Raw genomic sequence first — 20182 nt, forward strand, 5'->3', positions numbered from 1 at the left:
CCTGCATTGTTCTGCAATCCTATTACTAATTATACCGAAGCTCAGCCCGTATACCTGAAACAATCATTTCGTAGGATACAGGCTAAACAAAAATGAAGAGTAGTTAATTCTGAATAAATTGTTTGATTGTTAGAGTTAATCGATTCACTAACTCATCTATCTCATCTTCATTAATGATCAGTGGGGGTAGAAGTCGTACTACAGTATCCGCAGTAATGTTAAAAAGTATGCCATTTTCTAGACCGAGTAAACGCATGTCAGCGGCCGGACGGTCCAGTTCAATTCCTATCATATATCCCTTACCACGAATTCCTTTAACGCCGGGATGTTCACCAAGATTTTTAATTAATTTTTCCATTAACAGCGGACTGTTTTTGGTAACTTTCTCACAAATTTTGTCACGTTCTATAACTTCTAACACCGTTAAAGCAGTAGCACATGCAAGAGGATTGCCTCCAAAAGTTGAGCCATGATTTCCTGGTTTAAATAGATCTTTTGCTTTTTTACTCATCAGACAAGCACTTATAGGAAGGCCATTACCTAAACCTTTTGCTGTAGTCAGAATATCAGGTTGAATGTCATAGTGCATGCAGGTAAAAAGTTTGCCGGTGCGACCATTCCCGGTTTGAATTTCATCCAATATAAGCATCCAATCATGTTGTTCGCAAAGTTTGGCCAAAGAGCGAAGATAACTTTCCTCTGCTGCATGAATCCCTCCTTCTCCCTGAATGGGTTCAAGCATAACCGCAACCACATCCTCTCTATTGGCTGCAATAGTATGGACGGCATCCAAATCATTAAAAGGAGCGCGAATGAAACCGGGGACCAAGGGTTCAAAACCTGCTTGTACTTTTCGGCTTCCTGATGCGGTTAAAGTTGCCATTGTACGGCCATGGAACGCGCGTTCCATCACAATTATGGAGGGTGTTTCTATTCCTTTTTTATGGCCAAAAAGACGGGTTAACTTAATGGCCGCCTCATTGGCTTCAGCACCGGAATTAGCAAAAAAAACCTGATCCATGCCTGCCATAGTTGTTAGTTTTTCGGCAAGTAATTCTTGTTGTTTGATGTGAAAGGTGTTCGATGTATGGAGTAGTTTAGCTGCTTGCTGCTGTATGGTTTTTGTGACATCAGGATGAGCATGGCCTAATCCACAAACCGCGATACCACTTAAAGCGTCAAGGTAGGCCTTGCCTTGCTCATCATACAACCAAATCCCTTCTCCATGGGTGAAAGTTATTGGCATAGGATTGTAACTCGTAATTAAAGCCATAATGTTTTCCTTAAAAACTGAAGGATCTCCACTCAAAATTATCTCCCCCAGAAGGGAGAGATAGGTTGCGGTCACATTATAGACATAACTTTCTTCCCTATGCTATATGAGGGAAGGGATCCATGGTAAAAAGAATGATTTTTATTTAAAATTACTGGCTACAAAATCCCAATTAACTAAAGACCAGAATGCAGTGACATAGTCAGGGCGTGCATTTCGGTAATCAATATAATAGGCGTGTTCCCATACATCACAGGTCAATAGAGCGGTTAAACCTTCAGTCATTGGGGTTCCTGCATTGCTTGTACTAATTATTTTTAAAGCACCGGCATTATCTTGAACAAGCCACGCCCAGCCTGAACCAAAAGTAGCTATGGCGGTTTTTGTAAATTCTTCTTTAAATGCGCTGAAGGAGCCAAAATGTTTGTTAATTGCTTCGGCTATTTTGCCTTTAGGCTCACCGCCACCATTAGGGCTTAGGCAATGCCAGTAAAAGGTATGATTCCAAACTTGGGCAGCATTATTGAATACTCCCCCTTTTGCTTTTTTGATGATCTCTTCCAGATCCATGGATTCAAATTCGGTACCTGGGATTAATTTATTTAAATTGGTCACGTAAGTTTGGTGATGTTTGCCGTAATGATACTCTAAGGTTTCACTGGAAATGTGAGGTTCTAACGCATTCTTGGCGTATGGTAACTCAGGCAATGTAAATGTCATCCTAATCTCCTATTATTTTTATTCAGTGCGAGTAAGTGTAGCAGGAAGGGTATGATATTCAATGAAGATTATCCACAATATATAAAAAAAGTAGTTCAGTTTTGAACAGTAGAAGTGCTTATAAGCAGAGTATACTGTGGGCTTGTTGCTTACTATTAGAGCAAATGGAGCATTAGTTGGCATTTAAATTAAGATCTGTTAATCTATTAAGCTAAAAATTTATTGGTTGCGGGTTTTATAGGTTTTCGCGATAATGAGCAATAATTAACTTATTATAAGGTGTGTGCGTGGATACTTTAGAAAAAATTAAAAAGCAAATAGCGGAAAATGCCATTCTGCTTTATATGAAAGGCACGCCGAAGATGCCACAATGTGGATTTTCTGCTCGTGCAGTACAATGTATCGAATCTTGCGGTGTAGATTTTGCCTATGTAGATGTTCTTGCTAATCCTGATATTCGCCAAACATTGCCACAATATGCTGATTGGCCTACTTTCCCCCAACTTTATGTGAAGGGTGAGTTAATCGGTGGTTCTGATATCATTGCTGAATTATTTCAACAAGGTGAATTAGAGCCCATGCTGCGTGATGCAATTGCTGCATAATATAATTAGTTAATACCATAATAATAACGACAATGATGGAGATCATAGAATGAGTGTATTAGTGGGACGAAAAGCTCCTGATTTTACCGTAGCGGCTGTTATGCCTAACGGTGAGATTATGGATAAATTTAATTTGCACGAGCATTTAAAAGGTAAGTATGGACTCGTGTTTTTTTATCCTCTGGATTTTACTTTCGTATGTCCTTCTGAGTTGATTGCTTTAGACCATCGTATTGATGAGTTCAAAAGCCGTAATGTTGAAGTGGTTAGCGTTTCAATTGATTCACACTTCACTCACAATGCATACAGAAATACACCAATTAACAAGGGTGGTATTGGCTCAGTGCGCTATGTTATGGCTGCTGACATGACTCATAGCATTTGCCAATCCTATGGAGTTGAACATCCGGCAGCAGGCGTTGCATTCCGTGGAGCATTTATTATTGATACCAATGGCGTAGTTCGTTCACAAATCGTAAATGATTTGCCTATTGGTCGTAATATGGATGAAATTTTAAGAATCATAGATGCAGTACAGCACTTTGAAGAAAATGGTGAAGTATGTCCTGCAGGTTGGGAAAAAGGTAAAGCAGGTATGAAGGCATCAACAGAAGGTGTTGCTGCTTATTTATCAGAGCATTCCGACTCCTTGTAAAAAAGATCCCGGGAGACACCAAGAGTCGTCCCGGGAAATGAAATGTCCCGCTCTAGTATCGTGAAACAAATTATTGTTCACCTATCCTAACTAAATATTTTGCTGTGCGGTTTTCCAGATGTTGACCATACGGCAAAATAAATCGGCGGTTTTTTCTGCATCATAAATAGCTGAATGTGCTTCTTGAGCATCAAAAGGAATTCCTGCTGCTTGAGCTGCTTTGGCTAAGACGGTTTGTCCATACATAAATCCACCTAATGTGGCCGTATCGAAACAAGTAAACGCATGAAAGGGGGATTTAACTCCCGTTCTTTTGATGGCTTCCTTTATAAATAACAAATCAAACCACGCATTATGCCCCACCAAGACAGCACGTTGGCATTGAGTTTTTTTTAGTGCAGCAAAAATAGGTTTAAATAGATTTTCTAAAGCAGTTTTCTCATCTAACGCAAAACGTAGAGGTTGGTATGGATCTATTTGATTGAATTCTAAGGATTTTTGATCCAATTCAGCGCCTGGGAAAGGCAAAATATGTTCAAAATGACTTGCCCCACGATGAAAATTTCCGTGTTCATCCATAGAAACTAATACGATACACATTTCTAACAATGCATTCTTGCATGGATCTACTCCGGCTGTTTCTACATCAACCACTATAGGCAAAAAACCACGAAATCGTTCTTTTATATTCATATTAAATACACTATCGCTTGGGCGCATGAATACTCCATGGAATGGTTTCACCTGCAGCGATGGGAACAACTTGGCTGGAGCCTAAAGGCAGATAAGCGGGTATGGTTTGAGGAGATTTAATTAATTCAATATGTTGTTGATTGATCGGTAGTTGATAGAACTCGGCACCAAAGCGACTAAGAAAATGATTGAGTTGTTTTAACTGGTTCATTTCATCAAATACCTGCGTGTAAAGAGCGAGAGCAAATGGTGCAGAATAAATTCCTGCACATCCACAAGCACTTTCTTTGGTACTGACGATATGAGGAGCACTATCCGTTCCCGCAAAAAACTTAGAATTACCGCTACACGCGGCCCCTAGTAACGCTTTTTGATCGTGTTCATGCTTTAAAATAGGTAAACAATAATAATGGGGTCTCAGCCCCCCAGCCAGCAACTTATTACGGTTATATAATAAATGATGTGGAGTAATCGTTGCTGCAACTGTTGCTGGGGCATCGGTGACATATTCGACCGCAGCCCGCGTTGATATGTGTTCAAGCACTATTCTTAGTTTGGGAAAATTTCGTACGATCGGCTTTAGATATTCCTCTATAAATAAGGACTCACGTTCAAAAATGTCACTATGGGTTACTTCTCCATGAATTTGCAATACCAGGTTGCTACTTTGTAACACTTCAAAAAGGGGATAAAGATCAGTTAACGACTTTGCACCTGCCTCTGAATTGGTCGTTGCCCCTGCTGGGTACAGTTTGGCACCAAGAATATAAGAAGTTTTCGCTGCTTCTTTTAATTCTTCAGGACGTACGAAATCATTCAGATAAAAGGTCATATACGGTTCAAAGGTAGCCCCTTGAGGGAGTGCTTTTAGAATTCTAGTTCTGTATTCACTTAGGGAGGACAATGAGGTTAGAGCTGGCTTAAGATTTGGCATTACTAATGCGCGAGCAAAATGCTGGGCCGTATCAGCCACAGTGTGTTCTAGCATCTCATTATCTCTAAGATGGACATGCCAATCATCCGGACGATTAATTATTAGCGTTTGCATAGTAAAGATTCCTGCGTTTTTGCCGATAATTAAGGATAACATGAAACAAGTCACGAGAATGAGTAAAAGATGGCATTTGTGGATCAAAAAGGACAATTTCTAGCATGTATTGCATTGAGCACAGTGCTTATAATAGATACAGGACATGCAATGACGCAGATTCAGTTTGCAAATCCTTTAGGGGCAAAGGGATGGCGGGTCAGCCGTAACCCGATACGTTGTGGGTTATCCCTTACTATCCCTAATTTTGGTATTGCCTATTTTGAACAGTATGCAGCCCAACCACCCCATTTTATTATACGAACATGGAATGAAGTACAGCAGTATTTACCTGCTAAAATCATCATAAAATCGCCCAATTGGAAACCAGATCGACCTGCGGTTCTAGCAGGGGAATTAATGGTTAAACCGGGGGAATTTGGCATCTTTCTAAAACGGGATGCAAGTTTAAAGCTGCTTACGTTTCTTTCACAAGGCTATGAGCCTAACTTCAGTTATCGAGCCGAAACAGGATTTAATACCCTTGTTGCTTTATCACCTGTGGGTTTTCAAAAACCCTATTCTCGCTATCAAGAATGTATTGGAAGCTTGTTACCTTTTGATTATGAACAAGTACGCGAGAGTGTGTTCCATTATAAAGAAGATGGAAGCGAATTAAGTGATAAGGATAAGGATCAATTGCGGCGTATTGCACGCTATGTAGAGGCCGATGCTCAAATAAATGAACTAAGAATTATTGGTTATGCAGATGCTAATGGGCGCAAAGGGTATAATAACGCAGTATCTGAAAATAGAGCACGAATTGTGGAAAAATATCTGCTACAACTTGGTGTACCTAAAAACATACTTCATGTGACTTGGGTCGGAGAATTGTATCCTGTAGCGAGAAATGATACAGATGTCGGTCGGGCAGCAAACCGAAGAGTCGTGATTACACTCATAAAAAAATAAAATAAGTCGACTCAAAGGAAGCCAAAAGAATTAATTAATTGCACTGTCCTTGAATTTTAGAAAAAGATTGCAAGTTGTCATAGATGCTCTATATTAGTAATCCTGTACACGCTATTTCCATTTTTTTTTAGGCCGTGCACAGGCTTCATTTTTTATAAACAAAGCCAAAGAATCGTCATGGTGCTCAAAAAAAATATCCAGTGCGTAAAAATAGCATATCCAATTGAAAAATATTAATTTTTTTTTGTAAATCTTCTTGACTTATTCTTTTCCACTGCTAATACTCACACTGTTGCATGCATCGACCTGAAGCGACGAAGGCATGCTAATGACAACTCCTAGTAGAGAGTTATCAATGAAATAGGAAACAATAATAATTTATGCGGAGACATAAGCATGTTAAGTTTAAAAAAAACCACTTTAGCAATTTTAGCTTTAGGAAGCAGTACACTATTTGCAGGTACCATGGGTCCAGTATGTACCCCAGGTAACGTTACAGTTCCTTGCCCAAGTACTGGATGGAACGTTGGCGGCCAAGCATTGGTATTGCAAACAATGACCGATAACGACGTTTCTTTGAACCTCGACATTACTCCATCAGGCATTTCTTTAAATACAGAATTAGACGCTCAATGGAACTGGGGCTTCCAAATTGAAGGTTCTTACCATTTCAATACTGGAAACGACATTACCTTAACTTGGTATCACTTAGATACTGGTTGGAACAACCATGAATTTACTCCTGATTTTGCTCCAGATGTATTAATTGGTTATGGTCATAAGAACCGATGGGATGCAGTTAACGGTGAATTCGGTCAATTCGTTGATTTCAGCGCGAACAAGAAAATCCGTTTCCATGGCGGTTTCCAATTTGCTAGCATCAAGAGAAGCATGCATGCATTTGGAACAGACTTTGATAATGGTGTTCCAGACTATACTCTAGGATTTGAAGGGGACACTCAGTACAACGGATTTGGACCACGTACTGGTATCGACATGAACTACGTATTCGGTAATGGCTTTGGTATTTATGCTAAAGCAGCTGCTGCAGTCTTAGTGGGTTCACAAAAACACAGCTACGATGTTGATTTTATTGACCCAGACGGTTCTAATCCAGTTCTTCCTAATGTGTTCACCGTGGATGTTAGCGGTTCTAGAACAGCAATCGTTCCAGAATTAGAAGTTAAGTTAGGTGCTAGCTATGACTATGCAATGGCACAAGGTGATTTGGTTCTGGATGCTGGTTACATGTGGTTCGACTACATTCATGCGTTAAACGGCACTGTATTGCCAGTTACAGCAACTGATTTCGCTGCTGCTGGTCCTTACTTTGGCTTGAAATATATAGGAAACATTTAATTCGCTATCATTTTAATAAATTTAATCGATACTGTTGACTTTAAGAAGGTCCGGTTAGATAATTGAGCAAGGTACGCTCTCGGTATAGAGCGAATATGCGTACCGTTGCTAACAATTTAAATTGGTAACGAACGGAAATAATAATAAAAAGTGGAGATAAGCATGTTAAATTTGAAAAAAACAGCGTTAGCTGTTCTTGCTTTAGGTAGCAGTGCAGTATTCGCTGGTACCATGGGCCCAGTTTGTACCCCAGGTAACGTTACTGTTCCTTGCCCAAGTACTGGATGGAACGTTGGCGGCCAAGCATTAGTATTGCAAACAATGACCGATAACGACGTTTCTTTGAACCTCGACATTACTCCATCAGGCGTTTCTTTAAATACAGAATTAGACGCTCAATGGAACTGGGGCTTCCAAATTGAAGGTTCTTACCATTTCAATACTGGAAACGACATTACCTTAACTTGGTATCACTTAGATACTGGTTGGAACAACCATGAATTTACTCCTGATTTTGCTCCAGATGTATTAATTGGTTATGGTCATAAGAACCGATGGGATGCAGTTAACGGTGAATTCGGTCAATTCGTTGATTTCAGCGCGAACAAGAAAATCCGTTTCCATGGCGGTTTCCAATTTGCTAGCATCAAGAGAAGCATGCATGCATTTGGAACAGACTTTGATAATGGTGTTCCAGACTATACTCTAGGATTTGAAGGGGACACTCAGTACAACGGATTTGGACCACGTACTGGTATCGACATGAACTACGTATTCGGTAATGGCTTTGGTATTTATGCTAAAGCAGCTGCTGCAGTCTTAGTGGGTTCACAAAAACACAGCTACGATGTTGATTTTATTGACCCAGACGGTTCTAATCCAGTTCTTCCTAGTGTGTTCACCATTGATGTTAGCGGTTCTAGAACAGCAATCGTTCCAGAATTAGAAGCTAAGTTAGGTGCTAGCTATACTTACGCAATGGCACAAGGTGATTTAACTCTGGATGCTGGTTACATGTGGTTCGACTACATTCATGCGTTAAACACAACTGTATTACCAGTTACAGCAACTGATTTCGCTGCTGCTGGTCCTTACTTCGGTCTGAAGTATGTTGGAAATATTTAATTTCTTAATTGATTAAGATCTTATAAAAGCCCGTCAAATGATGGGCTTTTTTTTTCTAATGGAGTATTCATGTTTAAGAAAACAACTATAACTGTATTGGGATTGGCAGCAAGTGTAGCTACTGCCGGTGGTATGGGTCCTGCTTGTACCCCAGGGAATGTTACAGTTCCATGTGTAACAAAACTCTGGGATTTTAGCGCTCAAGCGCTCTACCTAAGATCAATCTATGGTAGTGAAAAATCGATACAATTCGGTACATTACCAGTAAATAAAGAAATTCAGAATGATTGGAATTGGGGCTATTTTTTAGAAGGGTCTTACCATTTTAATACCGGTAATGATATTACCGTCAATTGGATGCATTACAGTACTTCTACCGGACCGACAGAGTTTTTCGGAGTTTTGAATATCCCGGTTACGGGTTTACCACCTATTCCAGCTCCATTTGATTTTATTAGTCGCAATAGAATAGACCAAGTTAATGTCGTGATGGGACAACATACTGATATTAGCATGCGTAAGAAAATGCGCTTCTATGCGGGTATGCAGTACGCAAATATCCAATCGACTGCTACAAATTATTATATAACCGAATTTATTCCTGCACTTGTGACAAATCCTTTTAGCAAATTTGACAACACTGACTATAAAGGATTTGGACCGGTAGTTGGAATTGACTATGCTTACAACTTGACAGACTCTTTAAGCGTGACTGCAAATGGAGGTGGCTCAGTGCTTTATGGTACGAATCGCTACCACGCAGGTTTTGTCGTATCCCCTCAGCAGGCAATTGTTGAGCAAGTATTCTTTCGTAAAAGAGGTATTGTTCCAAGCCTAGAAGCAAAACTTGGTATCAATTATGCGCATCCTACACCAATAGGTCTTGCCAATATTCAAGCGGGTTACCAAGTAGTGAATTATTTCCACGTTTTGGAAGAGCAACCACTCCCCAATTTATTTGGTCCAATACGTCCTGTAGATTACGGTCTTTTTGGTCCCTATTTCGGTCTGAAGTTAATTGGAAATGCATAATTTGAACTAAAGATGCACTTTCCGAATAATCCTCAAAAAAAAACCCATAGATCGACTATGGGTTTTTTTTTGATGATTGCAATAAGTAACAAATTTTAAGCAGATTTGTGAAAAAGAGGCTAGCCACTCCTTGTTTACCAAGATATAATTTTCTGCCTTTCCGATGTGGAAGTAAAAATAATGAGCAGGAGTACCGCATGCAATATAAAAAAATCATATTGGCCCTAGTCTGTTTGTCATCGCCACTCTATGCGGAACATGATCAGCAGTTGCAACGTCAAATAGCCCGTTTACAGAAACAAGCGCAACAATTACAAACTCAATTAGATTCCTTACAGAAAGAACTAGTTGCTCAGAAAGTGAGTCAGTCAAGCAAGCCAAATAAGAAGCAAGCTAAAAAATCAGAGCCAGTTGTTCATAAAAAACCAGCAAAGAAACATGAAAATGAAAAACATGAAAAAATGGTCAAATACCATTCATCCACGCTCTCAGTTCATACCCCAGAGGAACATCCAGAATCTATTGGATTTTATCCAACTGCCTTAGTGGCTGAAAGTCGAGTTGTTACTTATATTGCTGGGACACCTGTCGTGACCTCTCCGTATTTAGGGGATAGACCTGCATTCGATGGGTCAGATTATATTGTGAATATTTCCAGTATTAACCGTGACATTCGTTTGATGCAACAACGTCGAAAATTATACAGAGCCTATAGAAATATGGGTTATCCGATTCCAGAGAGACCAATTATTGCACTAAGTGGGAAAGCTGAGCCTGTGGGCATGATCAATAGTGATTTTGTTGGTGGAACCAATGTTGATTTGACTTTGGGCTCGAGCGAGGTAGATGTTGCTGCTGCGTTAAATCAAAATGTCGAGGCATATATCGCACTGGCCTATGATGAGAGTCCTCCTGATGTGGGTCCAAGAATTAATAACTCCGCATTTAACCTTAATATGGGTTTTGTGAATGTCGGTAATTTGGATAAGACGCCCTTTTATTTTACTGCTGGGCAGTTGTATGTGCCTTTCGGACGTTATTCTAGCGCCATGATTAGTGCCCCACTGACCCTAAATTTAGCTCGTACTAAAACAAGACCTTTTATTATAGGTTATAAATCACAAGAAGATACCGGGCCATTTGCTGCGGCCTATATATATCGAAGTGATACGACCTTAGGACGCGCTGGTGTAGGCGGTGCCAATGTCGGTTATGTGTTTGCATTTACGGAAGCCACCGGTGAAATAGGTGCAAGTTACATTAGCTCCATCGATGATGCAGCGGGAATGCAAAATACTGGGGGTAATCCCGGCACTTTTGGTGGGTTTGGCTCATTACTTAATGGCAATGAATTAGTCCGTAAGACGGATGCTGTCGATATTTATGGAAACATGGGTTATGACCGATTTAACTTTGCTGCTGAATGGGTGGCTACTATTGAATCATTTAGAACCCAGGATTTAAGTTTCAATGGACATGGTGCAAAACCACAGGCATTACAAACAGAAATTGGTATGACGTTTAAAGCCTTTAACCGACCTGCATCTATCGGTGTGGGTTACCAACATACCAAAGAGGCCCTTGCATTAAACCTACCAGAACACCGTTTCATTGGCGTATTTAATATTTCTATCTGGAAAGATACTGTAGAAAGTATCGAATATCGACATGAAATAGATTATGGATCTAACGATTTCGCTAATGGTGCTTCTGCCCCTGGTTTTGTCAATGCCCCCACACTAGGTACCGGAGGTACAGCGGATACAGTTTCTGCTCAAATTGGGGTTTATTTCTAAAATAATATCATTCAACCTGGGTGAAAGTACCCCCTGTCACCCAGGGTTACAGTGCATCATGCAGAATGCATAATCTCATAGATCGATACGTTACATCTTCTCCCTGCTTATCCTACTGATTTTGCAATGCATGCAGCAATAAAGACGCAATTTGTGCTATCTTTTAACATATAGCGTATTTTATTAGGAAGGGAGCATGTGTGCATCCTACATCATGCCAGGGTCCACAGACACGCCAACACATCGACTAATCTATTTATTGCGATCCAGTGTTCTGCTTATTTTTATTCTAGTTTTTTATACGTCCTGTTCCTATGCAACTAAAGTCGTTGAACTAAACATTAAAGGAGCAATTGGGCCTGCTACGGCAGATTATGTGATTCGTGGTATTGATAATGCACAACATGCAGATTTAATTATAATTACGCTGGATACTCCCGGCGGGCTCGATGAATCAACCCGAAATATTGTTCAAAGCTTTTTATCCTCCAATATTCCTATAGTAACTTATGTCAGTCCGAATGGTGCTCGAGCGGCAAGCGCAGGGACGTATTTACTTTATGCGAGTACCTTGGCCGCCATGGCGCCCGGAACACAATTGGGTGCTGCGAGTCCGGTTAATTTAGCATCAGGGTTCAGTGACACAAGCCCCTCCGATAAACAAACTACCATGGAGAAAAAAATTACCAATGATGCAGTAGCTACCATAAGGTCACTTGCACAATTGCGAGGTCGCAACCCAGATTTTGCACAAAAAGCGGTTTTAAATGCTGAAACAATGACAGCTACTGAAGCTTTAAAGCAAGGGGTTATTAATTATATTGCAAATAATGAGAGCGAATTGCTGGCGCAGATGAATGGCGTCTCAGTGATACAAAACAATCAAAAAATAACACTTAATACCAGTAATGCTAAAATTGAATTAGTGAAACAGGATTGGCGCACACAATTTTTATCGATAATTACCGATCCCACTGTAGCTTATCTTCTTCTTTTACTAGGTATATACGGTATTTTTTTTGAGTTGGTAAACCCAGGACATTTATTTCCGGGGGTTATTGGAGCGATTTCCATATGTATTGCGCTTTATGCGCTGCAATTATTACCAGTTAACTACGCTGGGTTTTTTCTTATTATATTGGGAATTGCATTTATTGTAGGAGAAGCATTTGTGCCCGCTTACGGTTCTCTAGGAGTGGGCGGTACCATTGCATTTATTATTGGCTCCATTATGTTAATTGAAACCGATAATCAAATGTACCAAATTGCGTGGTCGGTAATTGTTGCAATGGCTGTTGTAAATATCCTTTTTTTTGTTCTTCTTCTCGGGATGGTATTAAAAGCAAGACGACAAAGTGTAAAACATGGTTTAATCGTTTTAATCGGGGCCAAAGGTCGTACGCTTGGCAATATAAATCATGAAGGACAAGCAATGATTCGTGGTGAAATTTGGAGCGTACATTCTAAATTACCTATAGCCGCGAACAGGCCAATAAAAGTGATTGGAGTTTCAGGGCTTAAAATGGAAATTGAAGAGGATTTGAGCAATCAAGGAGAATAATATGGGACCATTTTTTACGGTAATTATCGTTGCAATTTTACTACTTTTGATATCAGCAGTGAAAGTCTTTAGGGAATATGAGCGCGGCGTTGTATTCATGTTAGGCCGCTTCTGGAAAGTGAAAGGGCCCGGTTTAGTGCTTATTATTCCAGTTATTCAACAAGTTGTACGAGTCGATTTACGTACTATAGTTATGGACGTACCCAGCCAAGATGTGATCTCTAAGGATAACGTTTCAGTACGCGTGAATGCAGTTTTATATTTTCGGGTGGTGGTCCCAGAAAATGCAATTATTCAAGTAGAAAATTACTATGAAGCAACCAGTCAATTGGCGCAAACTACACTCCGTTCTGTATTAGGCCAACATGAACTCGATGAAATGCTTTCTGAACGCGAACGCTTAAATAGTGATGTACAGAAAATATTGGACTCACAAACAGATAATTGGGGCATTAAGGTGTCTAATGTGGAGATAAAACGAGTCGATTTGGACGAAAGCATGATTCGTGCAATTGCAAGACAGGCTGAAGCTGAGCGCGAACGGCGTGCGAAAGTGATTCATGCTGAAGGTGAGTTACAAGCTTCAGATAAATTGCTGCAAGCATCTCAAGTTTTGGCACAACAACCGCAAGCAATGCAGTTGCGTTATTTGCAGACATTAGCTGCTATAGCCGGCAACAATAACTCCACTATTGTGTTTCCCATGCCGATGGAGTTAGGTGATATTTTATCGAATATGGCCTCAAGGAAAAAATAGATATATTAGAAGGTAGCCTGGGTGACGGCACGCCGTAATCCGGGTTTTCAACCTTAAAATCACTCTTATTTTATCGTTTAGATTAAAAAACTCGCCGTGGTTTTAATGTAAGAGAAATTTTACTGAGAATACTCACTATAGGCAGCAGAATTATATAAGAGACGAGTTCAATTATTTTGAATAAATGCTTTCGTTTCCCTTCGGCTAAGGCGTAATTTCGACTAAATTTTTCAAATAAGGGCCAATCGCAAATTTTAAAACCATTGGGGGATTTATAGCCTATAAAAAAGTAGCCAGTAAAATATCCATAAAATTGAAACAATTTTTGTGGATAAAAGACATAGGTTGCAGCCGCAGAGGCTTCTAAATAGCTCGTGTAATGCCAGCAATTTTTAGGCAAAAAGAGCATATCTCCTCGTTCAAGCGTAATGTGATAACCTTCTGCTTGGTTTAATCTTGGGTATTGTTTCAATAATAAATCCCAGGATTGACCAAATTCCACTAGACTGTCTCCAACAAAAGGAAGCTTATAGATATTTTGGCTTTGCTCTTCAGTAAACAATAACACCTGCTTTTTTCCACTTAAGCATAAGTGAAGATTACAGCAATGCTCTCTATCAAAGTGGATTTCTGTATGCGCTCCCTTACCTCCAAAAAAATAAAGAACTTTTAAATTTTTGTTAAAGTACCTAGGTCGAAATGGAATTTTTTGCCAAAGGGGCACATGACGTTCTATTGCTGCCGAATGTTTTGGAAAAGTTTGACCAAAAATTCTATAAGGCTTATTATTTTTAATGTGGGACATCACGGTTGAAAAATTACCCCGATCGTAAGATTTCCAACTATGATTTTCATAAGTATCATAGGTGATTACCCCTTCCAGAAGATTTTCAAAATATTCAATGGAAAACTTGTCGGTAAATTGTTTAATTTTAATTAAGATAGGTTCTTTTGAGCGATAAATAACATGTTTAATATATTCTTCTTGACCGTATTCGTACTCAATTTCTTGTATTTGTTTTATTTTCATTTCTTAACCTTTTGGACAAGATAATAAAAATAATATTTTCTACCCCAAAATTTTTCTTTTCGGGCGTATTTTGCGACGTAATGGAGCGCAGGATTTTTAAATCTAATTTTCCACCAAGGAAGGAAGATTAATCCGCATACCGCAGCAATCGTTGGAAGTTCGGATATAATTTGACTTATATCATCCCCAGCAATGGACAAAGCCTGTCGGTAAAACCCTTCTTCATTGACGATTAACCGTTGATAAAGTGAGGCTTGTACCTGCTTGGTAATATTCACTTTTTGGATTATTTTTAGTTTATCGTTGTTCTTAATAAATTGTTCTAACTTGTTGGATTGATCTTTATTTTTAAAATAATGATCTGCATAACAAAAAAATCCACCTAGAGATAAGACCCGCTCTACTTCAGAAAAAAAATCCTCGATTCGAGGATAAAGATGAGAGCTTTCAAGATTGATAACGATATCAAAACATTCATTACCTAAGGGGAGATTTTCGGCATCAGATTGAATGTAATTTACTTTATCCTCGTCGTAAAAATGACGATTGGAGTTGACTACTAAACGGTTAACCAAATCGACTCCTAATGCATAATCGGTTTTTAACAGTTCAGAACTTGCTTTAAGGCCAAGGCCATTGCCACTTCCTATCTCAAGCAATCTCTTATAAAAAAATTGGGTTTTGATTAGGGGCCTAATCAGTGAGTAAAGAAGTAATTGAGAATATATATCTTGCACCTCAGAGATTTTCGAAAAATCGAAATTTAATTCTTTATATTCGTCATGTATTTTTTTATCCCAGAAACCTAGGTTCAAAAATACTTTATTATGATGTAATTGACCAAAAGTGTTATAGCTGTCTTGAATCAATTTTTTAATAAATTTGATTTCTGAGCGATCTAGGTAATGATGCCTCATTACGAAACCAATTTGCCTGGCCGCATGGCTATAACTTGGGATTTCTTCATCCATTTGATTCGAGTAATTATGCAACTCATATGATAAGTATAAACGATTTTTGGTAAGAGATAGTCATCAATCATTTTGGCGCAAGATCAATACAATCTTTCGTTTATCTGACTTTTATGATAGAACACTTCTTTTGAAGAATTCATGAGGTTTTATTGTGTCGATTAAATCAGATAGATGGATAGAAAAAATGGCCCTTGAACATGGAATGATCTCTCCATTTCAACCCGGACAAGTGCGTGAAAATAACAATGGCCGCATTATTTCCTACGGGGTATCCAGTTATGGATACGACGTCCGTTGTGCGAATGAATTTAAAATTTTTACTAATATAAATTCCGCTATTGTCGATCCTAAAGCTTTTGATGAAAACAGCTTTGTTGATGTGCAATCTGATGTTTGTATTATTCCACCGAACTCCTTTGCATTAGCGAGAACAGTAGAGTATTTTCGCATTCCACGAAATATCCTAACTATTTGTTTGGGTAAATCTACTTATGCACGTTGTGGGATTATTGTGAATGTTACCCCTTTAGAGCCAGAGTGGGAAGGCCATGTAACTCTGGAGTTTTCAAATACAACTACCTTGCCCGCTAAAATTTATGCACATGAGGGTGTGGCGCAAATGCTATTTCTGGAGGCCTCGGAAGTTTGTGCGGTTTCGTATCGTGATCGCGGTGGAAAATATCAGGGCCAAACCGGCGTTACTTTACCTCGCACGTAATCTTGAATAAACAATAAAATTTAATAGTCCGAAGAATTGGCAAACTATCTCCATTAAACGAACAAAGAGCTTACGTTCCCGCGAAGGCGGGAACCTTTGCGAGACATAGTGCTGATAAGAATTGACTCCCGCGTCCGGGGAATGACGAAATGAATGGGACATCCTTCTTGGTTTTAGATACGAAATTCCAAGAGCGGTGCTCAGACTATTTCAAGCTTTACAACAAACTACCCTCAGTCTTCATCGGGTAGTTTGTATTTATCACGCGATGCATCAACGCGTTCACGTAATTCTTTTCCCGGTTTAAAGTGCGGACTGTATTTTGCTTTAGTCACTACTTTTTCACCTGTTTTGGGATTATGGGCATTACGAGGAGGTCTATAATGAAGAGAAAAACTTCCAAATCCCCGGATTTCTATTCTTTGATTTTTAATGAGTGCTTCACTCATTAATTCCAATATTCTATTAATGCCATCAGCCACTTGCTTTTCAGTAAGATGCGTCATTCGAGCAGCGATGTGTTCAATGAGTTCCGATTTGATCATACCCACCTCGTGTTGTCGCGTGTTTCAAAGTCTGCTACCAATACAGATTAGGTGCTGACAATGGTCCCTTGTTTTATAAGTATAGACTGGGAAAAAAATTATTCAATGTTTTCAAGACAGTTAGTCTAAAGTTGTTTTTCGTGTATGAATATAGGCGAAAACCACACCCCAGCTCATTTCAACTTTGGTATGGGCGGTTACAGTAAAATGAATGCAGGACAATGTTTTACTAGTTGTAATTATTGTTTTCAGCTGCGATAGCTGATCCAGCTTAGCACAGAGGTTTTCCCATGTGGGACCAAAAAAAGCAGTAGAATTAATAAAAACAAGGGTTGCCTCGTTTAGATTCGCTTCTAGAAAATCACCTAGAATAAACTGAATCCTTTTAGCTTGGTCGGTATAGTGCTTCAATGCTGCCAATTGCTTGACTCGTCTGCATGCATCTAAGTAGAGCTCAGGAAATAATTCGATTCCCACGCTTTTGCGGATGGGGAAAACCATGCTGCAGGCCAAAACCGCTTTCCCTATTCCCGAGCCCAAGTCATAGAATACTGTGTTCTCATCTGGGTTGGTTAATGATAAGAGCGCGATAAATGATAAAAACTCAATTTCTCCATAAGCATATTCCATTGCATCATGCTTCTGGCGAGCATCCTGAGAAAGGAGAAAGCCGTTAGCATCTGTGTAAATTTGGCGAAATACTTGGGCGTGTTCTAGCAGGTTTAAAGATTTTTGCCATCGGTTTATACTGGCTTGTTTATGTTTGTACCTTAAATGAAGCAGCAAGGTTAAGAATATAATGAGCAAGCAAACAAAATAAAGTATAGAATGTCTCAAGAGTAAATTCCTTTTCAAATAGGAAGCTAATTATAGCTGTTTCTCTGGGACCTTGAAAAATAAGACACTAATCAGTATATCTTATTCGCTTGTTGAGACGCTACCTGTTTTCCGAATTAAAAGTATCGAAGAAGCTAATTGGTTTCGTAAGTTTTTTACGCTAGTTTATTCGCTTTAGAGAAGGTTGGTGTTGACTATTTGGATCTTAAAAAGTTTTTTTCTTATCCACTTCATCTGATCACAAAACATAAAGTCTATCTTATTGCATTATAATCGAGTAAAATTTCTGCATGTAGTATAGAATAATAATGTTAAGTATTATTTTTGTTTAATAGTTTTTGTTTCTAAAAACGGGAGTTACTGTAAATTATGTCTTACGATGTTTATAGTTAATATTTCCTTAATTTTGATTCATTAGAATGAAGTTATATTGAGGGGTAGGAGAGGCATTATGGCTGGTTTTTTTAGTAATCGAGCTTATGTACATCAGGAAGCTAAGCCACGCGCAGAATACAATTTTATCAACGTTGGTAATGAACAATTCCATGCTGTTGCTGTAGCAATGATTGATTCGTTACAAAGCGTTTCCCAACGGGGTAACGATGCAACTTTGAAAAAAATCTTGGAGCGCTTTTATCTTCATTTCCCCAAATATATAAATAACCAACCTTATTTAACACTTCCAGAACGTATGAGTATGTTACTCAATACTTCTCGTAAGTCAGAATTAGTGGACTGCATGGCTTACGTATTACGTCAGCTTGCAGTAGATGAGATCTATACTAATCCATTAATGTATCGTGAAGTATTTAATGGATTAAGTGCTGACACACCCAAAAGCTATTTGCGTAATCCAGAGGTCGAACTCCCATCCAGTGCTTTAAAAGCCTTAGCCCAGGCGCTGGAAATTAGTATAACGCTATCTTTTAAAGAACTTGGAAAGGAACTGAGAAAAAGAGAGGTGTATGAGGGAGAAACAGGTTCTAATAAAATTAATTTAGTAATCCAAGTGCAAGGGGATCAGCATTTCCCTGCCGTAAAACATAAAGCAGATTTTGCCTATGTTGGTCAGTTAGCCATTAATGCTCCCAAACCTATTGAACATACCAAAGAGCAGGGAGAAACTTTAAGCGATATTATTGGGCTAATTGCGGAAGATAATAAACAGCTGTTGCAGTCTTATGAGCAATGGCGTAAGACTATTTTAAGCATGGTTGTTGCAGGTGAATTAAACCGCGAACAATTAGTGAGACTCTATATTACTTTTTTACCTGCTCAAATGAATAATACAATCTCGTCTGCTCTTGAACATGCAAATAGAAAACCCGTTATTGCTGGTATTCCCCAAGAACGAGAACAACAAATGATTGAGCTTCTAGCAAATGCTTTATCAAGCTGGATTAGCACAAAACAGGTTGAGCCCGATAGTTTATTTGATCAAATAGAAAATCAATCTGCTATTTCATTGAGATAATCTTTATTTAGGCTATCGAAGCAGAATCTGGTTAATACCTAAATTCCCTCTTCTGCTTCTAGGTCTGCAATTACAGAAATCCGTGCTCTTTCATCCATTCATCATTGGGAAATTTTGACATGTAATTCCGAATGGAGTCGGGCAAAATAACCAAGCATTTTTGATCCTTGCTTAATGATTTTGCAGCGTGCAGAGCCGCCCACATTGCTGCGCCTGAAGAGCCTCCTACCAGTAAACCCTCTTCTCGGATTAAATCTCTTGCAGTTCGGAATGAATCCAGATCATTCGTTTTAATGTATTTATCAATCAAACTATTATCTAAAACTTCTGGGAAGAAGTCATAACCTATCCCTTCCACGGCATAGGATTTAATTTCAGTGCCGCCACCAAGGATCGAACCTTCTGGATCGACACCAATAATCTTGATCTCTGGGTTATATTCTTTAAGACGTCTGGCAATGCCCGTAATTGTTCCGCCAGTGCCTACCCCGGCAACAATCATATGTAGATCTTTGCCAAAATCATCAATAATCTCTTGAGCAGTACCCTTATAATGGGCATTAGGATTATTGGGATTTGCGTACTGATCGAGGATATGAGAATTAGGAATTTCTGCTTGCAATCGTTTCGCTAAAGAAATATGGCTTTCAGGATCGTCATATGCTGCTTCGGTTGGGGTGCGATAAATCGTTGCCCCCAAGCGCTCAAGTACAGATTGTTTTTCCTGACTCATTTTTTCGGGCATGGTAATGATGACTTTGTAACCGAATACAGCGCCTGCCAACGCAATGCCTATTCCTGTGTTTCCAGAAGTTGGTTCGATGAGCGTGTCACCTGGTTTAATACGACCATCGCGTTCCGCATGAACAATCATTTCATACCCAATACGATCTTTAACAGAGCCGCCTGGATTGAAAAACTCGCATTTTGCATACAGTTTGCAATTTAGATCACGACCTAAACGATTAATTTTTACTACAGGAGTGTGTCCGATGGTGGCGAGTATGTTGCTATAGATCATATTTAGTC

General features: G+C 39.2%; 20 protein-coding genes. 11 read left to right on the forward strand and 9 right to left on the reverse strand.

The genetic code is table 11. From position 1 onward, the window contains the following. Positions 1-103: 103 nt before the first annotated feature. Positions 104-1273, reverse strand: coding sequence for an aspartate aminotransferase family protein (locus tag ACWTE2_RS24855; protein ID WP_182392158.1), 1170 nt, complete (start codon positions 1271-1273; stop codon positions 104-106). A gap of 141 nt (positions 1274-1414) precedes the next feature. Continuing rightward, positions 1415-1993, reverse strand: a complete 579-nt coding sequence (sodB, locus tag ACWTE2_RS24860) for a superoxide dismutase [Fe] (RefSeq protein ID WP_454784860.1) — start codon at positions 1991-1993, stop codon at positions 1415-1417. 287 nt (positions 1994-2280) lie between these two features. Here sodB and grxD point away from each other — a divergent pair, with 287 nt between their 5' ends. Both grxD and ACWTE2_RS24870 read left to right on the forward strand, forming a co-directional pair. Beyond that, a complete protein-coding gene (gene grxD / locus ACWTE2_RS24865; RefSeq protein ID WP_182392160.1) occupies positions 2281-2598 on the forward strand; it encodes a Grx4 family monothiol glutaredoxin in 318 nt (105 codons plus the stop codon). Positions 2599-2647: 49 nt separating this feature from the next. Further along, positions 2648-3253 carry a peroxiredoxin gene (locus ACWTE2_RS24870; protein WP_454784861.1) on the forward strand — a complete coding sequence of 202 codons (606 nt, stop codon included), beginning with the start codon at positions 2648-2650 and terminating at the stop codon, positions 3251-3253. A gap of 90 nt (positions 3254-3343) precedes the next feature. On the opposite strand, the gene rnt is transcribed toward ACWTE2_RS24870, so the two are convergent. Together rnt and pyrC are read right to left on the reverse strand one after the other, a co-directional pair. Beyond that, complete coding sequence (gene rnt / locus ACWTE2_RS24875) at positions 3344-3973, reverse strand: ribonuclease T (RefSeq protein WP_182392162.1); 630 nt, start codon at positions 3971-3973, stop codon at positions 3344-3346. Then, entirely contained in the window at positions 3957-4994 is a 1038-nt protein-coding gene (gene pyrC, locus ACWTE2_RS24880; RefSeq protein ID WP_182392163.1) for a dihydroorotase, read from the reverse strand. Before pyrC ends, rnt begins: the two co-directional genes overlap by 17 nt. Before the next feature lie 69 nt (positions 4995-5063). Here pyrC and ACWTE2_RS24885 point away from each other — a divergent pair, with 69 nt between their 5' ends. The 7 genes from ACWTE2_RS24885 (at position 5064) to ACWTE2_RS24915 (ending at position 13575) form a co-directional block, all read left to right on the forward strand. Beyond that, positions 5064-5945 (forward strand): flagellar protein MotY, encoded by an 882-nt coding sequence (locus ACWTE2_RS24885; RefSeq protein WP_454784862.1) that lies wholly within the window; start codon positions 5064-5066, stop codon positions 5943-5945. 396 nt (positions 5946-6341) lie between these two features. Then, positions 6342-7304, forward strand: a complete 963-nt coding sequence (locus ACWTE2_RS24890) for an Lpg1974 family pore-forming outer membrane protein (RefSeq protein WP_454784863.1) — start codon at positions 6342-6344, stop codon at positions 7302-7304. Between the two features lie 162 nt (positions 7305-7466). Further along, positions 7467-8429: an Lpg1974 family pore-forming outer membrane protein gene (locus tag ACWTE2_RS24895; RefSeq protein WP_454784864.1), complete on the forward strand. Its 963-nt coding sequence runs from the start codon at positions 7467-7469 to the stop codon at positions 8427-8429. Positions 8430-8498: 69 nt separating this feature from the next. After that, on the forward strand, positions 8499-9461 hold the full coding sequence (locus ACWTE2_RS24900) for an Lpg1974 family pore-forming outer membrane protein (protein ID WP_454784865.1): 963 nt from the start codon (positions 8499-8501) through the stop codon (positions 9459-9461). Positions 9462-9658: 197 nt separating this feature from the next. Next, positions 9659-11257: an LbtU family siderophore porin gene (locus ACWTE2_RS24905; RefSeq protein WP_182392168.1), complete on the forward strand. Its 1599-nt coding sequence runs from the start codon at positions 9659-9661 to the stop codon at positions 11255-11257. A gap of 196 nt (positions 11258-11453) precedes the next feature. Beyond that, complete coding sequence (locus ACWTE2_RS24910; protein WP_454784866.1) at positions 11454-12818, forward strand: NfeD family protein; 1365 nt, start codon at positions 11454-11456, stop codon at positions 12816-12818. Position 12819: 1 nt separating this feature from the next. Beyond that, on the forward strand, positions 12820-13575 hold the full coding sequence (locus ACWTE2_RS24915) for a slipin family protein (protein ID WP_182392169.1): 756 nt from the start codon (positions 12820-12822) through the stop codon (positions 13573-13575). An 82-nt stretch (positions 13576-13657) separates the two neighbouring features. On the opposite strand, the gene ACWTE2_RS24920 is transcribed toward ACWTE2_RS24915, so the two are convergent. Together ACWTE2_RS24920 and ACWTE2_RS24925 are read right to left on the reverse strand one after the other, a co-directional pair. Further along, positions 13658-14605, reverse strand: a complete 948-nt coding sequence (locus ACWTE2_RS24920; RefSeq protein ID WP_454784867.1) for a cupin-like domain-containing protein — start codon at positions 14603-14605, stop codon at positions 13658-13660. Beyond that, positions 14602-15576 carry a class I SAM-dependent methyltransferase gene (locus tag ACWTE2_RS24925; RefSeq protein ID WP_182392171.1) on the reverse strand — a complete coding sequence of 325 codons (975 nt, stop codon included), beginning with the start codon at positions 15574-15576 and terminating at the stop codon, positions 14602-14604. The genes ACWTE2_RS24920 and ACWTE2_RS24925 overlap by 4 nt, the downstream gene beginning before the upstream one ends. Before the next feature lie 154 nt (positions 15577-15730). Between ACWTE2_RS24925 and dcd the strand changes: the two genes are divergently transcribed. Next, on the forward strand, positions 15731-16297 hold the full coding sequence (dcd, locus tag ACWTE2_RS24930; protein ID WP_182392172.1) for a dCTP deaminase: 567 nt from the start codon (positions 15731-15733) through the stop codon (positions 16295-16297). A gap of 233 nt (positions 16298-16530) precedes the next feature. Here dcd and ACWTE2_RS24935 read toward each other — a convergent pair whose 3' ends face one another. Both ACWTE2_RS24935 and ACWTE2_RS24940 read right to left on the reverse strand, forming a co-directional pair. Continuing rightward, positions 16531-16842 (reverse strand): integration host factor subunit beta, encoded by a 312-nt coding sequence (locus tag ACWTE2_RS24935; protein WP_182392173.1) that lies wholly within the window; start codon positions 16840-16842, stop codon positions 16531-16533. Between the two features lie 120 nt (positions 16843-16962). After that, positions 16963-17679, reverse strand: a complete 717-nt coding sequence (locus ACWTE2_RS24940) for a class I SAM-dependent methyltransferase (protein ID WP_454784868.1) — start codon at positions 17677-17679, stop codon at positions 16963-16965. Between the two features lie 451 nt (positions 17680-18130). On the opposite strand from ACWTE2_RS24940, the gene ACWTE2_RS24945 reads away from it, so the two are divergent. Beyond that, entirely contained in the window at positions 18131-19153 is a 1023-nt protein-coding gene (locus ACWTE2_RS24945; protein WP_454784869.1) for an OTU domain-containing protein, read from the forward strand. Positions 19154-19223: 70 nt separating this feature from the next. On the opposite strand, the gene ACWTE2_RS24950 is transcribed toward ACWTE2_RS24945, so the two are convergent. Then, the gene (locus ACWTE2_RS24950) at positions 19224-20174 is read right to left on the reverse strand and encodes a pyridoxal-phosphate dependent enzyme (RefSeq protein ID WP_454784870.1); all 951 of its coding nucleotides are present in this window, start codon (positions 20172-20174) and stop codon (positions 19224-19226) included. Positions 20175-20182: the final 8 nt, after the last annotated feature.

Source organism: Legionella nigrisilvae, from assembly GCF_977063395.2.

Excerpts from the sequence above, each read along its gene's own strand:
- ACWTE2_RS24855 (WP_182392158.1), bottom strand. The coding sequence starts at position 1,273 with ATGGCTTTAATTACGAGTTACAATCCTATGCCAATAACTTTCACCCAT.
- sodB (WP_454784860.1), bottom strand. The coding sequence starts at position 1,993 with ATGACATTTACATTGCCTGAGTTACCATACGCCAAGAATGCGTTAGAA.
- ACWTE2_RS24870 (WP_454784861.1), top strand. The coding sequence starts at position 2,648 with ATGAGTGTATTAGTGGGACGAAAAGCTCCTGATTTTACCGTAGCGGCT.
- rnt (WP_182392162.1), bottom strand. The coding sequence starts at position 3,973 with ATGCGCCCAAGCGATAGTGTATTTAATATGAATATAAAAGAACGATTT.
- pyrC (WP_182392163.1), bottom strand. The coding sequence starts at position 4,994 with ATGCAAACGCTAATAATTAATCGTCCGGATGATTGGCATGTCCATCTT.
- ACWTE2_RS24885 (WP_454784862.1), top strand. The coding sequence starts at position 5,064 with ATGGCATTTGTGGATCAAAAAGGACAATTTCTAGCATGTATTGCATTG.
- ACWTE2_RS24890 (WP_454784863.1), top strand. The coding sequence starts at position 6,342 with ATGTTAAGTTTAAAAAAAACCACTTTAGCAATTTTAGCTTTAGGAAGC.
- ACWTE2_RS24895 (WP_454784864.1), top strand. The coding sequence starts at position 7,467 with ATGTTAAATTTGAAAAAAACAGCGTTAGCTGTTCTTGCTTTAGGTAGC.
- ACWTE2_RS24900 (WP_454784865.1), top strand. The coding sequence starts at position 8,499 with ATGTTTAAGAAAACAACTATAACTGTATTGGGATTGGCAGCAAGTGTA.
- ACWTE2_RS24905 (WP_182392168.1), top strand. The coding sequence starts at position 9,659 with ATGCAATATAAAAAAATCATATTGGCCCTAGTCTGTTTGTCATCGCCA.
- ACWTE2_RS24910 (WP_454784866.1), top strand. The coding sequence starts at position 11,454 with ATGTGTGCATCCTACATCATGCCAGGGTCCACAGACACGCCAACACAT.
- ACWTE2_RS24915 (WP_182392169.1), top strand. The coding sequence starts at position 12,820 with ATGGGACCATTTTTTACGGTAATTATCGTTGCAATTTTACTACTTTTG.
- ACWTE2_RS24920 (WP_454784867.1), bottom strand. The coding sequence starts at position 14,605 with ATGAAAATAAAACAAATACAAGAAATTGAGTACGAATACGGTCAAGAA.
- ACWTE2_RS24925 (WP_182392171.1), bottom strand. The coding sequence starts at position 15,576 with ATGGATGAAGAAATCCCAAGTTATAGCCATGCGGCCAGGCAAATTGGT.
- ACWTE2_RS24935 (WP_182392173.1), bottom strand. The coding sequence starts at position 16,842 with ATGATCAAATCGGAACTCATTGAACACATCGCTGCTCGAATGACGCAT.
- ACWTE2_RS24945 (WP_454784869.1), top strand. The coding sequence starts at position 18,131 with ATGGCTGGTTTTTTTAGTAATCGAGCTTATGTACATCAGGAAGCTAAG.
- ACWTE2_RS24950 (WP_454784870.1), bottom strand. The coding sequence starts at position 20,174 with ATGATCTATAGCAACATACTCGCCACCATCGGACACACTCCTGTAGTA.